This window comes from Arthrobacter ipis (assembly GCF_014694315.1).
GTDB lineage: Bacteria > Actinomycetota > Actinomycetes > Actinomycetales > Micrococcaceae > Arthrobacter > Arthrobacter ipis.
Window position 1 is genome coordinate 1,092,630 of the sequence record NZ_JAAOXD010000001.1, and the last position, 24,461, is coordinate 1,117,090.

21 protein-coding genes are annotated in these 24,461 nt (G+C 66.0%); 7 read left to right on the top strand and 14 right to left on the bottom strand.

Annotation, left to right across the window (positions count from 1 at the left end; genetic code table 11):
• The 11 genes from ftsW to dinB form a co-directional block, all read right to left on the bottom strand.
• Positions 1-1,332, bottom strand: a complete 1,332-nt coding sequence (gene ftsW, locus G9E11_RS05175; protein ID WP_190603417.1) for a putative lipid II flippase FtsW — start codon at positions 1,330-1,332, stop codon at positions 1-3.
• 2 nt (positions 1,333-1,334) lie between these two features.
• The gene (gene murD / locus G9E11_RS05180) at positions 1,335-2,939 is read right to left on the bottom strand and encodes a UDP-N-acetylmuramoyl-L-alanine--D-glutamate ligase (RefSeq protein ID WP_190603419.1); all 1,605 of its coding nucleotides are present in this window, start codon (positions 2,937-2,939) and stop codon (positions 1,335-1,337) included.
• Positions 2,921-4,030: a phospho-N-acetylmuramoyl-pentapeptide-transferase gene (gene mraY / locus G9E11_RS05185; protein WP_190603421.1), complete on the bottom strand. Its 1,110-nt coding sequence runs from the start codon at positions 4,028-4,030 to the stop codon at positions 2,921-2,923. Before mraY ends, murD begins: the two co-directional genes overlap by 19 nt.
• On the bottom strand, positions 4,027-5,499 hold the full coding sequence (locus G9E11_RS05190; RefSeq protein WP_190603423.1) for a UDP-N-acetylmuramoyl-tripeptide--D-alanyl-D-alanine ligase: 1,473 nt from the start codon (positions 5,497-5,499) through the stop codon (positions 4,027-4,029). The genes mraY and G9E11_RS05190 overlap by 4 nt, the downstream gene beginning before the upstream one ends.
• A 6-nt stretch (positions 5,500-5,505) precedes the next feature.
• Positions 5,506-7,152: a UDP-N-acetylmuramoyl-L-alanyl-D-glutamate--2,6-diaminopimelate ligase gene (locus tag G9E11_RS05195; protein WP_190603424.1), complete on the bottom strand. Its 1,647-nt coding sequence runs from the start codon at positions 7,150-7,152 to the stop codon at positions 5,506-5,508.
• An 82-nt stretch (positions 7,153-7,234) separates the two neighbouring features.
• The gene (locus tag G9E11_RS05200; RefSeq protein WP_190603426.1) at positions 7,235-9,043 is read right to left on the bottom strand and encodes a peptidoglycan D,D-transpeptidase FtsI family protein; all 1,809 of its coding nucleotides are present in this window, start codon (positions 9,041-9,043) and stop codon (positions 7,235-7,237) included.
• A gap of 43 nt (positions 9,044-9,086) precedes the next feature.
• Positions 9,087-9,752: a cell division protein FtsL gene (gene ftsL, locus G9E11_RS05205; RefSeq protein ID WP_190603428.1), complete on the bottom strand. Its 666-nt coding sequence runs from the start codon at positions 9,750-9,752 to the stop codon at positions 9,087-9,089.
• Positions 9,749-10,747: a 16S rRNA (cytosine(1402)-N(4))-methyltransferase RsmH gene (rsmH, locus tag G9E11_RS05210; protein WP_190603431.1), complete on the bottom strand. Its 999-nt coding sequence runs from the start codon at positions 10,745-10,747 to the stop codon at positions 9,749-9,751. Before rsmH ends, ftsL begins: the two co-directional genes overlap by 4 nt.
• A gap of 172 nt (positions 10,748-10,919) precedes the next feature.
• Positions 10,920-11,348 (bottom strand): division/cell wall cluster transcriptional repressor MraZ, encoded by a 429-nt coding sequence (gene mraZ, locus G9E11_RS05215; protein WP_102973964.1) that lies wholly within the window; start codon positions 11,346-11,348, stop codon positions 10,920-10,922.
• Positions 11,349-11,706: 358 nt separating this feature from the next.
• Positions 11,707-12,078 (bottom strand): DUF3040 domain-containing protein, encoded by a 372-nt coding sequence (locus tag G9E11_RS05220; protein WP_102973963.1) that lies wholly within the window; start codon positions 12,076-12,078, stop codon positions 11,707-11,709.
• 315 nt (positions 12,079-12,393) lie between these two features.
• Complete coding sequence (gene dinB, locus G9E11_RS05225; protein ID WP_190603665.1) at positions 12,394-13,554, bottom strand: DNA polymerase IV; 1,161 nt, start codon at positions 13,552-13,554, stop codon at positions 12,394-12,396.
• A 141-nt stretch (positions 13,555-13,695) separates the two neighbouring features.
• Here dinB and G9E11_RS05230 point away from each other — a divergent pair, with 141 nt between their 5' ends.
• Together G9E11_RS05230 and G9E11_RS05235 are read left to right on the top strand one after the other, a co-directional pair.
• Positions 13,696-14,253 (top strand): hypothetical protein, encoded by a 558-nt coding sequence (locus G9E11_RS05230; protein WP_190603433.1) that lies wholly within the window; start codon positions 13,696-13,698, stop codon positions 14,251-14,253.
• On the top strand, positions 14,250-15,344 hold the full coding sequence (locus G9E11_RS05235; protein ID WP_414635171.1) for a polyprenyl synthetase family protein: 1,095 nt from the start codon (positions 14,250-14,252) through the stop codon (positions 15,342-15,344). The genes G9E11_RS05230 and G9E11_RS05235 overlap by 4 nt, the downstream gene beginning before the upstream one ends.
• An 87-nt stretch (positions 15,345-15,431) precedes the next feature.
• Here G9E11_RS05235 and G9E11_RS05240 read toward each other — a convergent pair whose 3' ends face one another.
• A complete protein-coding gene (locus G9E11_RS05240; protein WP_190603436.1) occupies positions 15,432-15,785 on the bottom strand; it encodes an Rv2175c family DNA-binding protein in 354 nt (117 codons plus the stop codon).
• A 250-nt stretch (positions 15,786-16,035) separates the two neighbouring features.
• Between G9E11_RS05240 and G9E11_RS05245 the strand changes: the two genes are divergently transcribed.
• The gene (locus G9E11_RS05245) at positions 16,036-17,352 is read left to right on the top strand and encodes a lytic transglycosylase domain-containing protein (RefSeq protein WP_190603437.1); all 1,317 of its coding nucleotides are present in this window, start codon (positions 16,036-16,038) and stop codon (positions 17,350-17,352) included.
• A 113-nt stretch (positions 17,353-17,465) separates the two neighbouring features.
• Positions 17,466-19,709 carry a Stk1 family PASTA domain-containing Ser/Thr kinase gene (locus G9E11_RS05250; RefSeq protein WP_190603439.1) on the top strand — a complete coding sequence of 748 codons (2,244 nt, stop codon included), beginning with the start codon at positions 17,466-17,468 and terminating at the stop codon, positions 19,707-19,709.
• A gap of 103 nt (positions 19,710-19,812) precedes the next feature.
• Here the strand turns inward: G9E11_RS05250 and G9E11_RS05255 are convergent, their stop codons facing one another.
• Both G9E11_RS05255 and G9E11_RS05260 read right to left on the bottom strand, forming a co-directional pair.
• Complete coding sequence (locus G9E11_RS05255) at positions 19,813-21,204, bottom strand: class II 3-deoxy-7-phosphoheptulonate synthase (RefSeq protein ID WP_190603441.1); 1,392 nt, start codon at positions 21,202-21,204, stop codon at positions 19,813-19,815.
• A gap of 133 nt (positions 21,205-21,337) precedes the next feature.
• Positions 21,338-22,066 carry a lysophospholipid acyltransferase family protein gene (locus G9E11_RS05260; RefSeq protein ID WP_102973956.1) on the bottom strand — a complete coding sequence of 243 codons (729 nt, stop codon included), beginning with the start codon at positions 22,064-22,066 and terminating at the stop codon, positions 21,338-21,340.
• A 111-nt stretch (positions 22,067-22,177) separates the two neighbouring features.
• Between G9E11_RS05260 and G9E11_RS05265 the strand changes: the two genes are divergently transcribed.
• The 3 genes from G9E11_RS05265 to G9E11_RS05275 are packed head-to-tail and all read left to right on the top strand — an operon-like array spanning position 22,178 to position 24,460.
• Positions 22,178-22,966: an alpha/beta hydrolase gene (locus tag G9E11_RS05265; protein ID WP_190603443.1), complete on the top strand. Its 789-nt coding sequence runs from the start codon at positions 22,178-22,180 to the stop codon at positions 22,964-22,966.
• Positions 22,963-23,775, top strand: a complete 813-nt coding sequence (locus G9E11_RS05270) for an alpha/beta hydrolase (RefSeq protein WP_190603445.1) — start codon at positions 22,963-22,965, stop codon at positions 23,773-23,775. The genes G9E11_RS05265 and G9E11_RS05270 overlap by 4 nt, the downstream gene beginning before the upstream one ends.
• On the top strand, positions 23,768-24,460 hold the full coding sequence (locus G9E11_RS05275) for a GlsB/YeaQ/YmgE family stress response membrane protein (RefSeq protein ID WP_190603446.1): 693 nt from the start codon (positions 23,768-23,770) through the stop codon (positions 24,458-24,460). The genes G9E11_RS05270 and G9E11_RS05275 overlap by 8 nt, the downstream gene beginning before the upstream one ends.
• The last annotated feature ends 1 nt before the right edge of the window (position 24,461 follow it).

The following is a 24,461-nucleotide window of genomic DNA, read 5'->3' on the forward strand; positions in this document are numbered from 1 at the left end:
TTACGCTTTCGTACGGGATTTCTTGCGCCCGGGCAGCCGCAACGGACCGAGCAACTTACGGGGCCGGATGTTGGGCGCCATCTGTTCCCGGGCCAGTGACAACACTACGCCGATCGCGCAGAGCGACATCAGCAGCGCCGAGCCGCCGTAGGAGATGAAGGGCAACGGGACGCCGATCACCGGCATCAGGCCGGTGACCACGGCCATGTTGACCGTCCCCTGGCCCAGCAGCCACACCATGATGGTTCCGGCAAGGACCCGGTGGAACAGGTCCTCCTGCGCCACCACCACGCGGTAGATGGCAGCACCCAGGATGGCGAACAGGACCAGGACGACGACGGTCCCCACCAGCCCGAGTTCCTCACCGATGATGGCGAAGATGAAGTCGTTGTGGGCTTCGGGAATCCAGCTGTATTTCTGCCGGCTCTGACCGAGCCCGACGCCGAACCAGCCGCCCGACGCCAGCCCGTAGAGGCCGTTGGTGGACTGGTAGTTGGCGTCGATGCCGTCGCCGCAGCTCTGGCCGGTCCACCACGAGGTAATGCGGCAGACCCGGTTGGAGCTGGTCATGGCCATGAACGCTATGACCGCACCCAGGCCCACCGCCGCGAACCCGAACAGGTAAAGGCGCACACCGGCGAAGAAGAGGGCGGCGGCCGTGATGAGCATGATGATCATGCCGGTGCCGAGGTCGTTTCCGACCAGGACGAGTCCAATGATCCCCCCGGCTATGGGAACCACGGGGACCACTGCGTGTCCCCAGTGGTGCAGCAGCGACGCCTTCTTGGCCAGCACGGTGGCCATCCACAGGGCCAGGGCAAGCTTGGCTGCCTCGGAAGGCTGCAGGGTGAAGAACCCGCCGACGTCGATCCAGTTCTTGTTGCCGTTGACGCTGGTGCCAATGACCAGCACGAGGGCCAGCAGGGCGTAGGCAATGATGATGCCCAGCCACGCGAGCCGCTTCAGCCATACGACGTTGATCCGGGACAGCATGAACATGCAGAAAATGCCGATGCCGGCGAACAGGCCCTGTTTGAGTGCCGCCGTGTACGGCGACTCACCCGCGGCAATGGCCTCCACACTGGAGGCAGAGAGCACCATCATGATGCCGATGGCGGTCAGGGCCAGCGTGGTGCCCAGGATGAGGTAGTAGGTGGAGCCGTTGCGCGACTTGCCGTTTCCCTCAAGGGCGGACCAGAAGCGCCTGTACCACCGGAGCAGCCGGCCGCTCGTGGGAATCCTGGATGCCGGAGTCTCCGGTGCAGCACCCGGTCTGGGGTTCTCCCCCGCCCGCTGCCGGGCGGCCGCGGGACGTGTGGGTGTGCTGACCATTCTTACTCCTTGCCGGTCCGGGCCTCCCCTTCCACGAGCTCGCGGACCGCTGCAATGAAGGCGTCGCCACGGTGAGCGTAGGAAGAGAACTGATCCATGGATGCAGCAGCCGGGGCCATCAGCACAGTGTCACCCGAGGCAGCGAGCTGTGCCGCCGATGCGACGGCCCGTGCCATCACCGCCTCCCCGGTTTCGGCTGAATCCGGCGCGGCGCCATCTCCGGTTCCGGCAGACTGCACAATTTCAGTGTGGCCTGCCGCCTGCCGGATGACGGGGACATCCGGTGCGTGTCGCTGCAGGGACTCTTCCAGAGTCGCCGTGTCCTTGCCGATGAGCACCACGGCCTTCAGGCGGCGTGCATGGTCGCGGACCAGGTCGTCGTAGCTGACGCCCTTGGACAGGCCGCCGGCAATCCACACCACAGGGTCGAAGGCGGCCAGGGACGCGGAGGCGGCGTGCGGGTTGGTGGCTTTGGAGTCGTTGATCCAGAGAACGCCGTGCTGCTTGGCAACCGGCTGGATGCGGTGGCTTCCCGGGATGTAGGCCTGCAGTCCCTCGCGCACGTGCTCGGGGCTGACGCCGTAGGCGCGCACCAGGCCGGCGGCGGCCAGGGCGTTGGCCACCATGTGGCGGGGGGCCACCGGGCCGAGGTCGGACATGGACGCCAGTTCGACGGCGCTGTCCTTCCGCTCGGCGATGAAGGCCCGGTCAACGAGCAGGCCCTCCACGACGCCGAGCATGCTGATGGCCGGCGTGAGGGTGGTGAACGCCACGGCGCGGCAGCCCTCCACCACGTCAGCGTCCTCCACCATGCGTTCGGTTTCGATCTGCTCGTCGTTGTAGATGCAGGCCTTCTGCGTGTTTTCGTAGATCTTGGCCTTGTCGGCGAGGTAGGACTCGTAGGAGCCGTGCCAGTCCACGTGGTCCTCGGCGACGTTGAGGCACACGCTGGCCACCGCCGAGACGGAATCGGACCAGTGCAACTGGAAGCTGGAGAGCTCCACCGCGAAGACCTCGTACTCCACCGGGTCACGCAGGGCATCGAGGATGGGCGTGCCGACGTTGCCCACTGCGATCGCTTTCAGACCCGCGGCCCGCAGCATGGACTCGGTCAGGCCGACCGTCGTCGTCTTGCCGTTCGTGCCGGTGATGGTGAGCCAATCGGCGGTTTTCCGGCCCTCGCGGACGCGCAGGCGCCAGGCGAGTTCGACGTCGCCCCAGACCGGGATGTGTGCACGGGCGGCAGCCGCGAGCAGGGCCTGGTCCGGACGCCAGCCGGGCGAGGTGACCACGAGGTCCGGCTTCAGGCCGTCGATCTTTGGCAGGGAGCGGACGGCCTCCTCCCCCAGGAGGACGTCGGCGGCACCCACGATCCGCAGCGTGTCCGCCTTGGCCTGCGCAGTTTCCGTGGTGGCGCCGTCGACCACCACCACGCGGGCGCCGAGTTCGATCAGGGTGTCCGCGGCAGCGAAGCCCGAGACACCGATTCCGGTGACCACGACGCGCAGTCCGGCCCAGTCGGAATCCCAGCTGACCAGGCCGCCGAGCCTGGCCGGACCGGATACTTCAGGGTGGGATTCGGAGCCGTTCACAGGAGGACCACCCATTCTGCGTAGAAGATGCCAAGGCCCGCGGCGACGAACAGGCCGGCGAGGATCCAGAACCGGACAACCACGGTGACTTCCGCCCAGCCCTTGAGTTCGAAGTGGTGCTGCAGCGGCGCCATCTTGAAGAAGCGCTTGCCCTTGGTCACCTTGAAGTAGCCCACCTGGATGATGACGGAGAGCGTGATGAGGACGAACAGGCCACCGATGAAGGCGAGGAGCAGTTCGGTGCGGGAGAGGATGGCGAACCCTGCGATGGCGCCGCCGATCGCGAGGGAGCCGGTGTCGCCCATGAAGATTTTGGCCGGTGAGGTGTTCCACCACAGGAAGCCAACCAGCGCGGCGCTCATGATGGCCGCGAGAAGCGCCAGGTCCAGCGGATCCCGGACGGAGTAACAACCGCCACCGGCCTGACGCGGCGAGCCACAGGCCTGGTTGCTCTGCCAGATGCCCATCAGCGTGTAGGCGCCAAAAACCATGACGGCGGCGCCCGCGGCCAGTCCGTCCAGGCCGTCGGTGAGGTTGACGCCGTTGGTGGCGGCGGTGACGATCAGGTTTGACCACAGCACAAAAAGGATCGCGCCAAGGACGGTGCCGCCGAACGCCAGGTCCAGCCACGGGATGTCACGGACCAGCGAGATCTTGGTGGACGCCGGCGTAAGGCCGTCCGTATCCGGGAAGTACAGGGCCATGACGGCGAAGATGATGCCCACCGCCGCCTGGAGGATCAGTTTCGCCTTGGCGTTCAGGCCCAGGCTGCGCTGCCGTGAGATCTTGATGAAGTCGTCCAGGAAGCCCACGAGGCCCATCCCCACCATGAGGAACAGCAGGAGCAGCGCCGAGGCCGACGGCCCGGCCGACTCGGGGTTCATGAGCCACATGATGAGGTGCGTCAGGCCGTAGCTCAGCAGGACTGCGCCCACCACCACGGTGCCACCCATGGTGGGCGTGCCGCGCTTGGTGTGGTGCGAGGTGGGTCCGTCATCGCGGATGAACTGGCCATAGCTCTTGCGGACCAGCAGGCGGATGAACAGCGGCGTACCCACCAGAGCCAGCAGCAGGGCCAGGCCAGCGCCGATCAGTAGTGCAATCACAGCAGCTCGCTCCCTTCATTGGCATTTGTGGGGGTGGCGTGTGGGGGTAATGCTATCCGATCGCCCAAGTGGCGCAGTCCGACGCTGTTTGAGGACTTGAAGAGCACCAGGTCGCCGGGTTCCAGCAGCTCCTGGAGCAGTTCGTATGCCTCATCAACAGTCTCGGCGAAGATGCATTCATCGCCCCAGGACCCTTCCTGCACGGCGGAAACGTACAGCGAACGCGCTTCCCGGCCCACCACCAGGAGGCGGGAGATGTTCAGCCGCACTACCTGCGTGCCGACTGCGGTGTGCTCGCGGATGGAATCGTCGCCCAGTTCCAGCATGGCCCCGAGCACGGCCCAGGTGCGGCGTCCGCGGCCGAGGTCGGCCAGCGTGCGCAGCGCCGCACGCATGGATTCCGGGTTGGCGTTGTACGCGTCGTTGATCACCGTGACGCCGTCGGGCCGTTCGGTCCGCTCCATGCGCCAGCGGCTTGCCGCGGACTGGGAGCTCAGCGATGCGCTGATCCTGTCAGCCGGTATGCCGGCTGCGTGCGCGGCCGCCGCGGCGGCGAGGAGATTCGCCACGTGGTGTTCGCCGATGAGTTTGCTGCTGACCCGGACCGTGGGCTCCCCCGGCACTTCGAGGTCGAACTCGGGGTTGCCTGAGGCGTTGGTGTCCAGGTTGGCGGCCCGGACGGCGGGAGCGTCCGGATCAGCATCCCGGGAGGAGAAGCCCAGAACAATGCCGCGGGTCCGGGCGGCCATGGCGGCAACACGCGGATCGTCAAGGTTCAGCACGGCGGTGCCTGCAGCGGGTACGGCCTCGGCGAGTTCGCCCTTGGCGGCCGCGATGTTTTCCACGCCGCCGAACTCCCCGGCGTGGGCTGTTCCGACGCCGAGCACCACGCCAATCTCCGGCCGGACCATGTCGGCCAGGTAGCGGATGTGTCCGATGCCGGTGGCCCCCATCTCGATGACCAGGAACCGGGTGTCAAAGCCCGCCTGGAACACGGTGAGGGGCACGCCGACCTCGCCGTTGTAGGAACCCTGGGGTGCAACGGTAGGCGCCTCGGCCGACAGGATTCCCGCGAGCAGGTCCTTGGTGGTGGTTTTGCCTGCCGAACCGGTGATGCCGATGACGGTCAGCTGTTCACCCGCCGACTCGCGGTGCTGCCTGATCCGCCGCACTGCCTCTGCCGCGAGGGCGCCCATGGCCAGCACCGCATCCTCGACGACGACGGACGGATAGTTCCGGCCGCCGTCGTCCTTGATTTCGCGTTCGGTGAGGGCCAGAACCGCTCCGCGGTCAAAAGCGGCACCCACGAAGCTGTGCCCGTCTGCGCTTTCGCCCGGTTTGGCGACATAGAGGGAGCCGGCAACGGCCTCCCGCGAGTCGGTCACCACGGATGCGGGGGTGACGCCGGGGTCGGCAAGCAGCCGGCCGTTGGTGATTTCGGCGATTTCCGCCGCAGTAAGTTCAATCATGTCGGTCTAGGACTCTATCCCGTCGTCTTGGAGAACGGTGAATCCTCGTGCCGTCAAGGCGTTCCGTAGTTCCACCCTGTCGTCGAGGGCAAGGTTCACTCCCTTGACCTCCTGCCACACTTCGTGCCCACGCCCCGCAACCAGGATGGTGTCCTCCGGAGCCGCCAGGTTGACGGCCTCACGGATGGCGGCAGCGCGGGGGAAAACTTCCATGATCTTGCAGTCGAGCCGCTCGGTTTCCTTGGCGTCCGTGGCACCGACCAGCACCTCGGCGCGGATCGCCGCGGCGTCCTCATCGTGGGGGTCGTCATCGCTGACGATCACGACGTCGGCGAGCCGGGCTGCGGTGGCGCCCATGGAAGGGCGCTTGCCCTGGTCGCGCTGGCCGGTGGCGCCGAAAACCACGATCACCCTGGACGCGGGCTCCGGGGACCGGACGGCCTCCAGGGCGCGTGCCAGTGCATCCGTGTTGTGCGCGAAGTCGACGACGGCGGCCGGCCGGGTGGAGACCAGCTGCATGCGGCCGGGCACTGCCACGGTGAACGGATCCCGGGCATCGAGTGCTGCCTGCACTTCGGCGGGGTCTGCACCGCCGGCGAGCACCATGGTCAGGGCCAGCGCCGCGTTGGAAACATTGAACGCCCCGGGCAGGCCCGTGTGTACGCGCAGTTCCGTGCCGTTCCGGCCGCGGAGCGTGAATTCCGTACCGAGGCCGCGGGGCTTCGGTGCGGTGACGGTCCAATCGGCGGCCGGCCCGCTGCCGGGCTGGAGGGTTGCGAGCGTGGTGACCGGAAGCTCAGTCCGGGCGGCAAGCCGCCGTCCCCATTCGTCGTCGACCGTCACGACAGCAGCACGGGCGCGTTCGGCGGTGAACAGCTCCGCTTTGGTCCGGTAGTACTCCTCCATGGTGCCGTGCAGGTCCAGGTGGTCCTGGGTGAGGTTGGTGAAACCGACGACGTCGAAGACCACGCCGTCCACGCGGCGGAAGGACACCGCGTGCGAGGAGACCTCCATGGATGCGGCGTCAAGGCCGCGTTCCCGCATGAGGGCAAGCAGGGCGTGGACATCGGTGGATTCCGGGGTGGTCAGGAGGCTCGGAATCGGGTCCCCGCCGGCCAGGATCTCGATGGTGCCGATGAGTCCGGTCTTCTTGCCCATCGCCTGCAGCAGGGCGTTGATGAAGTACGTGGTGGTGGTTTTTCCGTTGGTGCCGGTCACGCCGAACATCGAGGGGCCGGGGAGGTCGGCGGCCTGGCTCCGGTAGATCAGCCTGGACAGGCGGCCCACCACGCTGCGGGGCTCGGCCACCACAAGCACGGGCACGGCGAGGTCCGAGCCGACTGCAAGAAGCCGCGCACCGGCGTCGTCCGTCAGTACCGCAGCCGCGCCGGACCCGATCGCCGTCGCGGCGAAGTCGGCACCATGCCGCGACGCCCCCGGCAGGGCAACATACAGGTCTCCGCGTTCCACGGAGCGGGAGTCGAGCGAGATGCCGGTGACCTGAACGGACGCGGAGGCCCGGGGCACCGGAACACCCACTGACTGGCCGATGACACCCAGTTCGACGGCGGCAACGGCGGTGGGCCGGAAGCCGCTCTTGGATGCCTGCCCCTCCGGGGCGTCGGCAGTGCCGGGGTCATGGTGCTGTGACAACTGGATCTCCGTTGGTGCTAGCGGACCAGCGGACACGACAGAACTGTTGTTCAGGTGCACCGCGGGTCTTTCTTGGCGGGCGTTACTTAGCGAACTGCGGCAGCCTGACGGGCGTGCCCTTGGACGGCGGAACGTTGTACGTCCGCAGTGCCTGGCTCATGACCGAGCGGAACACGGGCCCGTTGGTGATCCCGTAAATGGATCCCTTGGGACGCTGCAGGACCACCTCCACAATAAACCGCGGATCGTCCATCGGCGCCATCCCCACCATCGAGGCGGTGTACCCGCAGAAGCCTGCGGTCCCGTCGTCGCAGGGCGATTGCGAGGTACCGGTCTTGGCCCCGACCCGGTAGCCGTCGATCGCGGCCTCCTTGATCTGGCCTTCGGTGACGGCACTTTCGAGGATGTCCCTCACCTGCTGCGCCGTCTGCTCCGAGACCACCCTGCGGGATGGCTTGGCCGCCACCTTTTCCTCGGTTCCGTCCGGGCTGATATAGCTGTCGATGAGCCGCGGCTGCAGCATCACACCGTCATTCGCAATGGACTGGTAGGCGCGGACCGTCTGGAGCGTTGACTGCGAGACACCCTGCCCGAACAGGACCGTGTACTGCTGGCGGCCGTCCCACTGGTCGGCCGGGGTCAGGATGCCTTTCGCCTCGGCCGGCAGGCCGATCTCCGGTGCCTCACCGATTCCGAACTTCTGCAGCCAGTCGTGCCGCTGGTCTTTGCTGAGGCGCTGGCCTGCCATCACGGTGCCCGTGTTCATGGACCAGCCCAGGATGCCCGCCAGGGTCCGCTTCTCGGTCCCGTGGGAAAAGGAATCGTCGAATTGCTGGCCGTCCACCACCAGGGAGGGCGGGATAACGAACGTGTCCAGCGGTTTGGCCTTGCCCTCTTCGATGACCGCGGCGGCGGTGATCATTTTTTCCACAGACCCGGGCTCGTAGGCGGCCGTAACGGAGCGGACGCCACGGTCCTTTGCGGCCACCTTGCCGGGGTCGTTGGGGTCGGGCGTATTGGTGTCGGCCATGGCGATGATGTTGCCGGTCTTCACGTCCGAGACGATGATGACCCCCCACTCGGCACTGAGCTTGTCCGACTGGGTCTGGATGGCCTGCTGGGCGAAATACTGGAGATCCGAGTTCAGCGTGAGTTTGACGTCCTTGCCGTCCTGCGCGGGCGTCAGTTCGTCGATGCCCACGGGAATGCGGAGGCCGTCGGCGCCGATTTCGAACACGCGCTTGCCCGCAGTGCCGCGCAGTACTTCGTCCTGGGTCTGCTCGAGGCCGGCCAGACCGGTGGTTCCATTCTCGAGGAAGCCCACAATGCCGCCGGCCACCGAGCCGTTTGGGTAGACGCGCTTGCTGGTTCCCTCGGAGAAGATACCCGGGATCTGCAGTTCCGAGACCCGGTTTTCGACGTCGGGCCGGAGGTCCTTCGCCACTATGTAGTAGGTCCTGGTTCCGGTGACGGATTTCCGCACGTCCTCGGCGTCCATGCCAAGGACGGCAGCAAGCTCGGAGATCCCCTGGTCCCGGGAAACGGTGACGAGTTCGTCCTTGCCGTTTACCTTTTCAAGACGCTTGAAGGATTCCGTCTTGGTGTTTACAGACTGGTCAACAGTGATGTTGTAGCGGATCACGCTGTTCGCCAGCACTGCTCCGCCGGCGTCCAGGATGCTGCCGCGCTCGGCCGGCAGCACGGTGGGGCGCAACCGGTTGTCCAAGGCAGCTTCAGCCATGCCGCCGACGTCCAGTCCCTGCACCAGGAAGAGCTTTCCGCCGACAACCACCAGCAGTGCAAGCATGATGCTGAGTCCGAGACGGAGCCTCTTCGTGGCGTTAGCAGCCTTCTTCTTGCTTGCCTTGCTCTTGCCTTGCGCCACGCTCATCCCCTACTGCTTGCCATGCGGCTACCAGCCGCCTGTTCCTGCCCTACTGCCCCGGCGTCCTTTGCTCGGGCGCTGGAATGGTGCCCCCGTTGAGGGCCGCGGGCTTGGCCGCAGCCGCCGGCGCGGCCGGCTTCGCAGCAGCCGGGCTCTTCGGCTGGGCAGCTGCCGCTTCACCGGCAGCCGGTGCCCTGCTTTCCAGCGGCTCGCCCGAACTGGCGGGCGGGACCACATTCAGTTGACCCGGGACGGCAGGGGCAGCGATCACCGCTCCTGCCGAGTCTCCCTTGACCGCCGGCTTGGCATCCCCGCTCACGGTCAGCGTGGAAAGATCAACCTGTCCCTTGCCGGTGGAAGCAACCATTCCCAATTGTGCGGCCTTGGCAGCAAGATTCTGGGGAGCCTCAAAGTTTTGCACCTGCTGTGTCAGATCCTGGTTCTCTTTGGTCAGCTTGGTCTGTTCCGCACGGAGCTTGACCAGCTGGTACTGCGCTGTGGAAACAGTGATGTTGAGCACCAGCACCGCAATCAGCGCGGCCGCCAGCATGCCGAAGCAGAGAACAACGAAGGGCGCGCGGCGCTTCGCCGGTGCTGACCGGACCAGGGACAGCGGGGTGCGCGCCTTGCGGGCCGACCCCGGAAGCCCGGCCTCTATGTCATGGACGCTCGGGCCGGACGGAAGGGCGAGGTTCCTGGCAGCTGCGGTGCTCATGTTGCTCTCCTGGCTCTGATGCGTTCCACTGCGCGCAGCCGGGCTGATGCTGCGCGCGAATTCTCTGCGATCTCGACGGCGGTGGGCACCTCGGTGCCTTTGGTCAGGGTTTTGAGTTCGGCCTTGTGTTCTTCAAGCTCCACGGGGAAGCCGAGCGGAGCTGATGATTTCGAGCGGGCTTGGAAAACGCCCTTGACGATTTTGTCTTCCAGGGAGTGGTAGGACATCACGACGATCCGGCCGCCGAGCGCGATGGCATCCACCGCCGCCGGAACGGCCCGCTCGAGGACTTCGAGTTCCTCGTTGACCTCGATGCGCAGGGCCTGGAAGGTGCGCTTGGCCGGATGCCCGCCGGACTTGGCTGCGGCAGCCGGAACCACCGCCCTGATCTGTTCGACGAGTTCCCCCGTGGTGGCGAACGGCTTTGCCGCCCGGGCGGCAACGATCCTGTTGGCGATGCGCCCCGCGAACTTTTCCTCACCCCACTTGCGGATGATCCTGACCAGTTCCTCTTCGCTGTAGTTGTTAACGACGTCCGCCGCCGTCTGGCCGCGGCTGGTGTCCATCCGCATGTCCAGGGGTGCGTCAAAGGAATAGGCGAAACCGCGTTCGCGCTCGTCGAGCTGCAGGGACGAGACCCCGAGGTCCATTAGGATGCCGTGGACCTCCGGAATGCCGAGGTCCTCCAGCACCTCGGCGATTTCGTCGTAAACAGCGTGGACCAGGTCCGTGCGGTCCGCGAAAGGCTGCAGCCGTTCACCTGCCAGCGCCAGGGCTTCTTCATCACGGTCGATGCCCACGAGGTGCAGGTCAGGAAAGCGCTGGAGCATGGCTTCGGAGTGCCCACCCATGCCGAGCGTGGCGTCAATGGCCACCGGCGTTTCACCGCGCAGGCGTGCCGCCTCGAATCCGGGCGCCAAAAGATTGATGCACCGGTCCTTCAGGACCGGTACATGGCGTTCGGACGTGGGCTTCGGCTGGTCGGGTTCTGTCATGCCTTCGTCCTTCCTTGAGCGCCTGGAATGATTCCTTGGGGTGGTTTCTTGGGCCAGATCCCCATCCGCGCCTATCCCGTTGGCTGCCTGGCTCCGGGGAAGTGAGCCAGGTAGTCGGCAGGGATGGGCGGCTGGAGATCTCGTCCAAGAAACGGATACGGTTCGGGCCGGCCTAAAGGATGCCGGCGATGGGGTTGTCAGTTTCAGAGAAGGAGGTTTCCTTTTCCGCCAGGTACTCATTCCAGGCTTGCGCATCCCAGATCTCCGCGCGGGTGCCGGCCCCAATAACGGCCAACTCCCTGCCGAGACCTGCATACTCCCGGAGCGCGGGAGGTATGGTCACGCGCCCCTGCTTGTCAGGTACCTCGTCCGAGGCTCCAGAGAGAAAAACCCGGATGTAGTCACGAGCCGACTTGTTGGAGATCGGAGCCTCCCGGATCTGCTCGTGTACCCTCGCGAATTCCTGCTCGCTGAAGACGTAGATGCAGCGCTCCTGGCCTCGCGTGAGAACAAGTCCGCCGGCAAGTTCCTCACGGAACTTGGCGGGAAGAATGATCCTGCCCTTTTCGTCAAGACGCGGCGAGTGTGTCCCAAGGAACACGTCCCACCGCCCGTCTGCCGTCTGAAGCCGAACAACCCCCGCGCTGCCACTACCCTCTTACGCGCTCCACTTTACTCCACTTCTCCCCACAGTCAACGCGACGCGGGCAATTCTCTGCTACTGGGACGAACATATTTCCGCGGAATCGCGGGGATTTTGCCCGGGGGTGGAAAGTGGAGGGAAATTGGGCCGCCCGGGGACCAGTTCCGCGGGTCAACAGGCGCCGTTCCGCTGGTTAAAGCAGAATGACCCGCCGTAGCGGGTCATTCCTGGATTATGGGCGACCAACCGGGATGGACCCCGTGGTGCAATATGGAGGGTGGTGCGAAGTGGAGGTGGTGGGAAGTGGAGCGCGGACTCAGGACTCCCCGCGGCGCCTTTCATCCCATCGTTCTTCAAGGCTGTTCATAAAGGAGCTCTTGCTCTTCGACTTCCGGCCATGCCCGCCGGCCTTCGCTTTGCCGGCGGCAACGCTGCGCATCGTGGCAAAGTAAACTCCGGCACCCATGACGACGAACCCGAGGACCCCTACGAATATGTTCTGGAGGGAGACCCCTACCAGGAGGAGCAGCACCCCGGCCAGCGTGGCCAGTACGCCAATAACGATGTGCCGGGTGGACCAGCTGCGGCCGGGATCCGAGCCCATGGAATTGGCGAACTTGGGATCGTCCTCATGCAGTTGCCTCTCGAGTTGCTCGAGCAGCTTCTGTTCGTGCTCCGAGAGCGGCATCACGACCTCCTTAAGTAGGCCAACGTCCAGACAGGCCGGAACCGGTTGTTCCTGCCTCGTCAACGACCGGCATGCCATCCAGGTTCCCGGTCCTGCCAGCGTTGGCAGATCCAGGAATTCAAGCATACTGACGCGGCGGGTCAGGTGATCCACACATGTCGACGTTCGAAATCTTTGTATCTATAAGGATAGTTTGTTGGGCGCTGTTCTGAAAGACGCTTTTCACGGGCGGCAAAACTGCATGGGCCTTGACCTGACACTGATCCGCGGCCATGAACACGGTTTCCCGCGCCCGCCGGTGTCGCCGGAATCACGTCAGGGGTTGCCGCTTCCGGGCTCAAGCAGCCGGGCCGGAAGAACGGACTTGCTGCCGAACTTCTCCGCCACCTTGTCCAAAGCCTGTTCAGCGGCCCGCCAGTTGTCGTCGCGCCTGTCCAGGCTCAGCTGAAGGGATGTCTGGGCGGCCGCTTCCAGCTGCTCCGCACGGACACCTACCAGCCGGACCATCAGGGGACGGCTGCCCAACGACTCCAGCAGCTGAATGGCCACGGCATAGATGAGCTGCGCGCTGTCCAGCGGCGTGTGGACCGTGCGGCTTCGGGTCACCGTCGAGAAATCGGCGTACCGCAGCTTGAGCGCCACAGTCCGGGCCACTAACCCGGAAGCGCGCAGCCGCTCGGCGGTGCGGTGTGACAGCCGCAGCAGCTCCCGGTGCAGCAGGGCATTGTCCGCCGTGTCCAAGGCGAACGTTTCCTCCGCTCCGATACTCTTCTCCACCCGCACCGGGGTGACCGTCCGGCTGTCGATACCCCAGGAGAGCCGGTGAACGTGTTCGCCCGTGGCGCCCAGCACCTTCTTGAGCGAAGAGACCGGGGTGGCGGCAACATCCGCCACGGTACGGATTCCCATGCGGGCCAACACTTCCGCCGTCTTGCCTCCAACACCCCACAGGGCGTTGACCGGAAGGCTGTGAAGATAGGGGACGGTCTGCTCCGGACGGATGAGCAGCAGCCCATCCGGCTTGCACCGGGTGGAAGCGATTTTGGCCACAAACTTGCTGGCAGCGATCCCCACGGACGCCGTGATGCCAAGTTCGCTAGCAACCCTTCTCCGGATCAGCTGCCCTATGTCACTCGGCGGACCAAGCCTGCGGATTGCCCCTCCGACGTCAAGGAATGCCTCGTCCACACTGAGCGGCTCAACGAGCTCGGTGATGGACTCGAAGATGCCCATCAGCTGGCCGGAGACTTCGTAGTACAGCTTATGCCTGGGCTCGATGATAACTGCCTGCGGACACAGCCTGTGGGCCACGGCCATAGGCATCGCCGATTTCACGCCGAACCTGCGCGCCTCGTACGAAGCTGACAGCACCACGGAACGCTCCGCCGGAAAACCCACTATCACCGGCTGGCCACGCAGATCAGGGCGGGCGCGCAGTTCTACCGAGACAAAAAAAGCGTCCATATCGACGTGCATGATGCTCGCCCGCCGGAGCTCCCGCAGCCGCGCTTCCGCCTGCCCTCTGTCGTCGTCCAGCCCCACATCTGCAATCCTATGCCCTGCACCTGACTAAACTGGAGGCTGAATCCGGCATCAACACCCAGGAGGACCGCACCTGTGAAGGTCATTGGAACGCTCATGCCTGCCCGCCTTGGGCTGCTCGCCGCTGGAGCGGCCGTAGTGGCGGCGGCATCGGCGTGCACGGCACAGGCGCCCGGTTCCGCAACACCCGCCCCAACGGCTTCGGCCTCCCCCGCTGCCGCGGCAACGAACACAGCGGCCGCCACGGCGTCCGCGACGGCAACCGCCAGCCCGTCTGCTTCCCCCGGCACGTCGGCCACCGTAGGAGCGCTCGTCGCCGGCTTCCCGTCAAAGCTTCTTCCCGTGATGCCCGGGGCCAAGGTGGTAGCCAGCAGCTTCGACAAGTCAATCTCCCCGGCCACCGTCGCACTGGTTGGCTCCATCTCCGCCAAGCCGGCCGCCGTCGTCGCCTATTACACCAAAGCCCTGGAGGGACAGGGCTTTACGGCTGTTCCCGGCAACGCCGTGGGAAGCGTGGCGTCCAAGGACTTCGTCCGCGCGGGAAGCGAGACCGTGAATATCGCCGTCCCGGCTACGGGCGGCGTTTCAACCTTCACCATCGGCGCCAACGTGACTCCCGAGTCCGTCAAGTGATGGTGGCCGAGCAGCTTCGCGTGGAGCAGGCGGACTTCGTGGCCGCCGTGGCGGGAAAGCTGACAGACTTCCTGACCACCCGGCAGTCGATCATGACCGCAATCTCGCCGGACATCGATCCCATCATGGGATCAATCTCCAACCTGGTCACCGGCGGCAAGCGGCTGCGTGCCCTCATGTGCTACTGGGGATGGCGCGGAGCGGGCGGCCCTGCCTCCGCCGAAGACATCATCACAGCAGGCGCAGCCCTTGAGCTGTTCCAGGCCGCTGCACTGATCCACGACGACATCATTGACCGGTCGGACACCCGCCGGGGCGGACCCAGCGTGCACCGCCGCTTTATCCAGCTCCACGAGTCCCAGGGCTGGGCCCTCGACAGCGAACGCTTCGGCCACGCCGCAGCCATCCTGGCCGGCGACCTGTGCTTGTCCTTCAGCGAGGAAGCCTTTACCGACATCGGCGCAACGGCGGCCTCAGGAAGCAGGGCAAGGCTGATCTTCAACCTCATGCGTTCGGAGGTCATGGCCGGCCAGTATCTGGATATCCTCGAAGAGGTGGCCGGGCCGGTCCGGGACCGCGCCGGGGCCGTCAGCCGCGCCCAGTCAATCATCCGTTTCAAGTCAGCCAAGTACTCGACGGAACACCCGCTCGCCCTGGGCGGGGCGCTCGGCGGGGCCTCCGACGAACTGCTCCGGGGCTACTCCGCTTTCGCGCTCCCCCTGGGCGAGGCCTTCCAGCTTCGCGACGACGTCCTGGGCGTATTCGGGGACCCGGTGACCACCGGAAAGCCCGCAGGAGACGACCTCCGGGAGGGCAAGCGGACAGTGCTCGTGGCCTTCGCCCTGGACCTGGCCACCCCAGAGGAGTCCGCGTTCATCGACTCTAAGCTCGGCAGCCCCGAGTTGGGCGAGGACGACGTGGCCGAGATCCGCCGGATCATGGCGGACTGCGGAGCGCTGCAGGCCACGGAGGTGCTGATCGAGGAGTTCGGCGCCGCGGCGTACGCAGCCCTCGAGCTTCTGCCGCTGGAAGACCTCCCCAAGACCGCGCTGCGGCGGCTGGCAGAGGCGACGGTGAGCCGGGCCGCCTAATCGGCTGGCCCGGCCCGTTTGATCACACTGGGCTAATTACCAGACTGGGTTTGTTACTGGGCGGGGTTTGCTACCAGGCCAGGTTTGCTACCAGGCCAGGGACTGCGCCCGGCGGCGGATTTCCGTCTTGCGCCCCTCCCGGAGGGCATCGATGGGCCGCCCGCGCAGTGACTCGTCAGGGGTGAAGAGCCAGCCAATAAGCTCTTCATCCGAGAAGCCGGCGTCTGCCAGCACAAGGATGGTGCCCTTGAGGCTGTCCACGACGTGGCCGTCCTGGAGGAATGCCGCGGGCACCGAACGGATCCGGCGTTCCCCGATCCGCAGGGCGGCCAGCGCACGCTCGTCAAGGAGCCCGTGGACTTTGGTAATGGACACATCCAACAACTGGGCAACGTCGGGCAGGGGCAACCAGTCGCCTACAAGGGTTTCTACAGTACTCACGGGTCAAGGTTGCCATGACGGGCGCCCGCAAGCCTAGTCGAAACGGCGCCCGTGTACGCGCGCTCCATTTTCGCGCGCGACACTCCCAGCCAGGCGGACTTTCCGGCTGAAATCTGATTCTTGTGCTAACCCAAAAATCGTGAGAGATTCACATAGATAACATTCGCAACACGATTAACACCAGTAACATAAGTATCACGAGCAACTGGCATGACCGACAGCATTCGCCGCTGAGAAGAGGATCTTTCCCATGACGACGACCCGCTCCACCAAGCAGTCACCCCGGCCGGGCCTGCCACTGATCGCGGCCACGACGGCCACGCTCCCCGCCGTCATGCTTTCCTCCCTTGCGGTGGCCCAGCCCGCAGCGGCCGACGTCCAGCCCAAGGCAGTGCCCGCGACGCTCGCCGCCGCCATCGAGGCCCAGGCGGCCGCAGTCAAAGCGGGCATCATCCCCGCAGCCTCCGTACCGGCTGCGCTTCCTTCAGGCCTTCAGCCCACCCGCGTCACACCGACGGCCCACACGGTGGTCCGCGGGGACACGGTCAGCGGCATCGCCGGCCGGTACGGGCTGAGCACCACTTCCGTGCTGAAGCTCAACAAACTGAAGGCAAACTCCGTGATCTACCCGGGGCAGCGGATCAAACTGAAGGCTGCCGCGGCTCCGGCGGCCAGGGCTGCTGCGCCCGCCGGCACCGCTGCCAGGACGTACACCGTCAAGTCCGGCGACACGTTGGGCGGCATCGCCGGGCGGCACGGCGTCAGGCTCTCCCAGGTGCTCAGCTGGAACGGGCTCAAGGTGTCATCGATCATCTACCCCGGCCAGAAGATCCGGCTCGGTGCCGGCACCGCTGTCGCGGCGGCCCCGGCCAAGGCGGCCGCACCGGCCGCCGCCCCCTCGGCGTCCTACGTCATCAAGTCCGGGGACACCCTGTCCGGCATCGCAGCCAGGCACGGCGTCAAGCTCGCGGCCATCCTGTCGGCGAACCGGCTGAAGGTCACAAGCGTCATCTACCCCGGCCAGAAGCTCGCCATTCCCGGGAAGACCGGCTCCGTCCAGCCGGCTTCCAGCGTCACGCCGCTCGTGCCCAGCTCCTTCCTCGGCTACACCTACCCGGCAGCCGTTGTCAGCTCAGCCAACAAGAACAAGGCCCTGCTCAACGCCTCGCCGGTTCCGTCCCTGGCCCAGATGCAGTCCATCGTGGCCGACACCGCCCGGCGGATGGGCGTGGATCCGGCACTGGCACAGGCCTTCGCCTATCAGGAATCCGGGTTCAACCAGCGGGCAGTGTCACCGGCCAACGCTATCGGCACCATGCAGGTCATCCCCTCCTCCGGCGAATGGGCATCCGACCTCGTGGGCCGGAAGCTGAACCTGCTTGACCCGTACGACAACGCGACTGCCGGAGTCGCGATCATCCGCCAACTGATCCGGACCAGCAAGAACCTGGATTACGCCATTGCCGGCTATTACCAGGGCCAGTATTCGGTCAACAAGCACGGAATGTACACCGACACGAAGCACTACGTGGCAGCCATCAAGGCCCACCGCAAGACCTTCAGCTGACGCCCTCGACTCGCCTCACGGCCGGGCTACCCCGGCCGCCGGGAGCATAACGATACGGGTCCGGATCGCATGTTGATTCGGACCCGTTTCCATGCAGCACTTAGTATCGAAGAGTGCAGGAAAACGCTTTAGGCAGTTTCGTTGGATCGCTGGTGGACAACCGCTACCAGGTGAAGTCCCGATTGGCGCGGGGCGGGATGTCCACCGTCTATGTGGCCACGGACCAGAGGCTGGACCGTGATGTTGCACTGAAGGTCCTGCATCCCCACCTGGTTAACGACGGCAATTTCCTCGACCGCCTGGCCCGCGAAGCACGGGCAGCCGCAAAGCTCTCACACCCACATGTGGTCGGTGTCCTCGACCAAGGGCACGACGGAGACACCGCCTACCTCGTCATGGAGTACATCAAGGGGCACACCCTCCGCGACGTCATCAACAGCAAGGGCGCCCTGTCCCCCCGGCTGGCCCTGGCACTCATCGATCCGGTGGTGGAAGGGCTGGGGGCTGCACATGCCGCTGGTATCATCCACCGCGACGTCAAGCCGGAGAACGTCCTGATCGCCGAAGACGGCCGGATCAAGATCGGTGACTTCGGCCTCGCGCGCGCCGTGACAACGTCAACCAGCACAGGCGCCCTGATCGGCACCGTCGCGTACCTCTCGCCGGAACTGGTGCTGGGCAAAGCGGCCGACGCGCGAAGCGACATCTACGCCACGGGCATCATGCTGTTCGAGATGCTCACCGGACGCCAGCCGTTCGAGGGCGACGTCCCCATCCAGGTGGCCTACCAGCACGTGAATTCCACCGTGGGCGCTCCCTCTGGCTTGGTTCCAGGGCTCGCCGAGGAGGTGGACGAACTCGTGCAGTGGTGTACCGCCAGCGATCCCGAGCAGCGGCCGGTGGACGGCAACGCCCTGCTGGCGGAACTCCGCCACATCCGAACCAACCTCACCGACTCCGAACTGGATCTGCAACCGCCTGCAGCCATTCAGGCGGCCGCGGCGACGGGCACGGTCCCCGACGCCGGCCCGCGCGGCATGGGCGCTCCGCCCGCACCCGCCCGGATGCCGTCCCGAATGCCGGGAAGCCCTCCCGGCCAGGCAGGCCAGGGCGGGCCGGGAGCACAGGGAAGCCAGGCAAATCAAACAGACCTGGAAAGCCACACCGAGCTGCTGGCACCTATTCACGGCGATGACGTCCCCCGGGGCCGTCCTACGGAAGTCATTTCACGCACCAGCAACCCGACCACCGTGTTTTCCACGCCTGTCTCACCAACGCCCGTCTCTCCAAGGCCCGTCTCTCCTCCAAAATCCCGCCCGGTGCTCCCGTCCTACGGATTCGACGACGACGAGGCGGAGGCGGCGCCGCTCCCCCTGAGCAAGCGGGAACAGCGGAAACTGGACCGCCACGAACAAAAGGAGCGGTCGCGCGCTGCGGCCACTCCCGTCCGGACGCTCCGGGAGGGCAATTCCCGGCGCAGGGGCGCGCTTTGGATTGTTGTCCTGCTGCTCCTTGCCCTCCTTGCCACCGGCGCAGGATGGTTCTTCGGTATGGGACCGGGCTCCCCCGGAACCGTGCCGGCCGTGGCGAACAGGACAGTGGCGCAGGCCCAGCAACTGCTCCGGGACGCAGGCTTCCAGTCCAGCACCCAGGACGTCTTCGATGACGACGTCAAGGCCGGTCTTGTGGTGGGATCCGAACCTGGCGCCGGAACGGAAATCCGCAAATTCCAGCAGGTCTCGCTGTTCGTGTCCAAGGGTCCGCAGCTGTTTCCCCTGCCGCAACTGACGGGCAAGACGCTCGATGCCTCTAAGGAAGCGCTTAACGGCGCCGAGATGGCACTGGGCAAGGTCACGGAGAAATTCGACGAGGAGATCCCGGCAGGAACGGTCCTAAGCCAGGCCCCGGAAGCGGGAACGTCCGTGCGGCACGGCACGCCGGTGAGCCTCACAGTTTCGAAAGGCCCGCAGCCCATTCCGGTGCCGGACGTGCGCGGACAGGACCAGAACGAGGCCGTCCGCTCAATTGAAGCTGCCGGACTTAAAGCTGAGGTGGCCGACGAAACGGTGCACGACAGGAACATTCCCAAGGGGGCCGTGGTCAGCCAGGAACCCGCTTCGGGAACACTGACAAGGGGCCAAACGGTCACTCTGACGATTTCCGAGGGTCCCAGGCTCGTGAAGGTGCCCAACTACATCGGCAAGCAGGTCCGGGAGGCCCGCGAAGCCTTGGAGAAGCGCGGTTTCGATGTCCGCGTCAACGAAGTCCTCGGCGGCTTCTTCGGCACGGTGCGGGACCAGGATCCCGTGGACACAGAGGTACCCGAAGGCTCCGTCATCACCCTCACCGTGGTGTAGCCGGGACGAAGAACGAAAGACCGGCGCCGGGGAGTCTGTGCTCCCCGGCGCCGGTCTTTCGTTGTGCTGCTGGATCTGCCCAGGCCGCTTAACCCAGGGCCGCTTAGCGGCGGGTGAGCGCGCCCGCCACGAGGAACGCCATCTCCAGCGACTGCATGTGGTTCAGCCGCGGATCACAGACCGACTCGTAGCGATCGAGGAACGCTTCCTGGTCAATGGGGTCGGCGCCGCCGAGGCATTCGGCCACATCATCGCCGGTCATCTCGACGTGCAGACCGCCCGGAACCGTCCCCAGGGCATGGTGCACCTCGAAGAACCCGCGCACCTCGTCGATGACGTCGTCGAAATTCCTGGTCTTGTAGCCGTTGGGTGAGGTGACGGTGTTGCCGTGCATCGGGTCCGTGACCCACAGGACCTGGGCGCCGGAGGCGGTGACCTTTTCCACGAGGGACGGGAGCTTCTCGCGGATGTTGCCGGCACCCATGCGCGTGATGAACGTGAGCCTGCCGGGTTCGCGCTCGGGATCCAGCTTGTCGATGAGGCGCAGGGCGTCGTCGCCGGAAGTGGACGGGCCGAGCTTGACGCCGATCGGGTTGCGGACCCGGGACAGGTAGTCCACGTGGGCGTGGTCCAGCTCGCGCGTACGCTCGCCGATCCACAGGAAGTGGCCGGAGGTGCCGTAGGGCAGGCCGGTGCGGGAGTCGATGCGGGTCAGCGCACGCTCGTAGTCGAGCAAAAGGGCCTCGTGGCTGGCAAAGAACTCAACGCGCTTCAGGGCTTCGAAGTCGGCGCCGCAGGATGCCATGAACTTGATGGCGCGGTCGATGTCGCGCGCGAGGGACTCGTAACGGGCGTGGGCAGGGTTCTCGGTGAAGCCCTTGTTCCAGGTGTGCACCAGACGGAGGTCCGCGAATCCGCCCTGGGTGAAAGCCCGGATGAGGTTCAGCGTGGAAGCGGAGGTGTGGTAGGCGCGGAGCATGCGGCTGGCGTCATGGCCCCGCGACTCGGGGGTGAAGTCGTAGCCGTTCACGATGTCGCCCCGGTATGCCGGCAGCGTCACGCCGTCACGGGTCTCGTCGTTGGAGGAGCGTGGCTTGGCGAACTGGCCGGCCATGCGCCCCATCTTGATGACGGGCATTGCCGCGCCGTAGGTCAGGACCACTGCCATCTGCAGGATCGTCTTCACCCGTGCGCTGATTTTGTCCGCCGTGGCACCCTCAAAGGTTTCGGCGCAGTCACCGCCCTGGAGCAGGAAGGCCTTGCCCTGGGCTGCCGCGGCGAGACGCTCGCGGAGGATGTCCACCTCGCCCGCGAAAACGAGCGGCGGGAGCACCGACAGTTCCTTGACGGAGGCGTTGAAGACCTCGGAGTCCTGCCAGCTCGGCTGCTGGGAGATGGGAAGGTCCCGCCAGTTGTCGAGTCCGGGATAGTTGGCCGCACCGCTCTGTGAAGTGCTGGTCAGGGAAGAGGCAGGTTTTGCAGATAGCTCAGTCACACTACTAAGAGTAGTTGGCCGGACCGGCTCGGGACACCCGGACTGTCATGCGCCCGGGCCCGGCGTCACAGACCCAGAGCGTCGCAGACACAAACAGACACAAGGCGTCACAGACACGCGGCGTCACGGTCAGCTACGACGCCGAGCGGGAGGAACCGGCCTCCCCTGGCTCCGGCCCGGCCTTCCCCGCCAGCCTGAGCTTGACCACCGAGGCGTACTCGTCCACGTATTCCTGGCCGGAGAGCCGCATTAGCTCGTACATGACCTCGTCCGTAACCGACCGCTGGATCAGCCGGTCATCGGCCATTCCCTCATACCTGCTGAAGTCCAGGGGCTTGCCGAAGATCATACCGATCCGCCGGATGTTCGGCAGCCGCTTGCCGATGGGCTGAACCTTGTCCGTTCCGATCATCGCCACTGGGATGACGGGGACACCGGCCTGGAGGGCCAGCCGGGCCACCCCCACCTTTCCGCGGTACAACCGCGAGTCGGGGCTGCGCGTGCCCTCGGGGTAGATGCCCAGCAGTCCGCCGTGGGTGAGCACATCCATGCCCGCATCGAGCGAGGCCGCCGAAGCCGCTCCCCCGGAACGGTCCATGGGGAGCTGGTTGGTCAGCCGGAAGAACAGGGCGGTTAACCGGCCCTTGAGCCCCTTGCCCGTAAAGTACTCGGATTTGGCCAGGAAAATGACGGGCCGCGGCACCATCAGCGGCATGAAGATTGAGTCCGAAAATGAAAGGTGGTTGGAGGCGATAATCGCCGCCCCCTCGGACGGGATGTTGTCCAGCCCTTTGACCCACGGCCGGAAAAGAGTGCGGACCACCGGCCCCAGGAAGATCCGCTTCATGACCCAATAGAACACGTGTCTTACCTCTCCGGAAGGCTACCGCCCGGGCGTTCCAAAGGGCCCGGCGGCGCTGCAATGCAACCCTACTCTAGTGAGAATTGTCCGGAACAGTGACACGATGGATTCATGACAGAAAGCAGCGACCGCACAAGGCCCGCCGCTTTCAGCTACGCGGGACACGGAGCCAATGCGCGGATCGGAATCGCGATTTCGCACGGCTTCACCGGCAGTCCGCTCAGCATCCTGCCGTGGGCTGAATTCCTCGCCGGGCGCGGCTTCGCCGTCACTGTTCCGCTGCTCCCCGGGCACGGCACGAGCTGGCAGGAACTGGCCAGGACAGGATGGCGGGAGTGGCACGGCGCCTTCGAACAGGCGTACCTGGAACTGGCGGCCAGGACGGACGAATGCTACGTGGCTGGCCTCTCCATGGGCGGCGCCATCGCCCTGCTCACCGCAGCCCGCCACAACGTGGCGGGCGTCGCCGTCGTCAATCCCGGCCTGAGCTTTTACGACCGGCGCGTCCGGATTATCGGCCTGCTGAAATACATCCAACGGACCACCGTGCCCATCGCCGAGGAAAATCCGACGGCGCCCCACACCGACGACGGCGACTACTCCCTTACGCCGCTGGCGGCTGTGCACCAGCTGAAGAGGCTGTTCGCTGCCGCAGTCCGCGGCCTGCCGCGAATCACTGCCCCGGTGCTGGTCTTCAAGTCGGCCAATGACGCAGTGGTGCCCCCGACTTCGCTCAGCCTGATCCGGAGGCGCCTCGGCTCGGCGGCCCTCGACGTGGTGCTGCTGAGGAACAGCGGTCACGTGGCCACGCTGGACACGGACGCCCAGGAAATTTTCGAGTCCTCGGCGCGGTTTTTCCAGCTGCATTCCCGAAGCCACATACCGTCGGAGAAGTCATGACCACACTTCCCGATCACAGCCCGTTCAGCAGCGCCTTCTCGGGCGAGGGGCCGTCCATCGGCATCGCCCTGTCCCACGGCTTCACCGGCAGCCCGCACAGCCTGCGTTCATGGGCCCAGTCGTTTGCCGATGCCGGCTTTGCCGTCAGGATGCCGCTGCTGCCGGGCCACGGCACCACCTGGCAGGAGCTGTCCCGCAACCGCTGGCCGCAGTGGCACGACGCGATGGACGCCGCTTACCTTGAACTCGAGTCCGAATGCGACCTTGTCTTCGCAGCGGGCCTGTCCATGGGCGGCGCCCTGGCACTGCGCATCGCCGCGACCAGGCCCGTCGCCGGAGCCATCGTGGTCAACCCCGGCCTTGTCATTGATGACCGCCGGGCCCCGTTGGCCGGGATCCTCAAGTTGGTCCTGAAGAGCACGCCGGCTATAGCCAACGACATCCGGAAGCCGGGCGTCGACGAGGGCGCATATTCCCGTACCCCTGTGGCGGCCGCCCACGAACTGAATAAGATGTTCAAGGACACGGTCCGGCTGCTGCCGCGCATCACAGCGCCGGTCCGCGTGTTCCGCTCCACGGTGGACCACGTTGTTTCCGATACCAGCATCACGGCCCTGCGGCGCGGGCTTATCCACGCCCCGCTGCAGCTCACGCGGCTCGACAACAGTTACCACGTGGCCACGCTGGACCACGATGCCGACCAGATCTTCAGCGGCTCGGTGGACTTCATCCACTCCGTGGTGGCGGACGGCCACCGGGGATCCGCCGACTCCGCGACAGCCAGCCAGAAGGGCGCGACCGATGAATAGGCCCGATTCGAATTCATCCGATCCGAGTGCCAACCAGGATGACGCCGTCTGGCTCGACCTGGTGGCCAGGCTCCAGGGTGACAGCCCTGCTCCGGATGCGGACGCCGTCCCCAGCGACGGGGAATCCCCCGCCGCCGGGTCGCCGCGCCATCACGGCGGTCCCCGGCACAGCACGGCTACCAGCGACAACGGAGCCGACGACGCCGGCTCCGCACGGGCAGAAGAGCCGGACTCCGGTTCCGGTCCGGAAAGCGCGGCCAGACGCTTCACCGACTTCGATCCGCTGGGCCTGGCGCCGCGGGCGCCCCGGGAACTGTCAGCCGCTGAGCGGCAGCAGGCCGCCGACCGGGAGAAAGCAACCGGGCAGGAGAAAGCTGCCCGCTCCGGGCAGCCCGACGTTCCCCCCGGCGCCGGGGACCCGCGCGACTACAGCGTCGAGGACGACGACGGTGAGTTCGTGCCGGAGGAGCCGCCCAAACTCTCGGCGACGGACCCGCTGACGATGCTCGCGTGGCTGGGCGCCGTCGGCGCTCCGGTTGCCCTGGTCCTGTCGTCGATGTTTTGGCGCTCCGCGCCGCTGCTGGCAATACTCGGCATGGTGGCCGCCTTCATCGGGGCTGTGGTCTATCTGATCATGAAGCTGCCCCAGGAGAAGGACGAGAACGACGACGGCGCCCGGGTCTGAC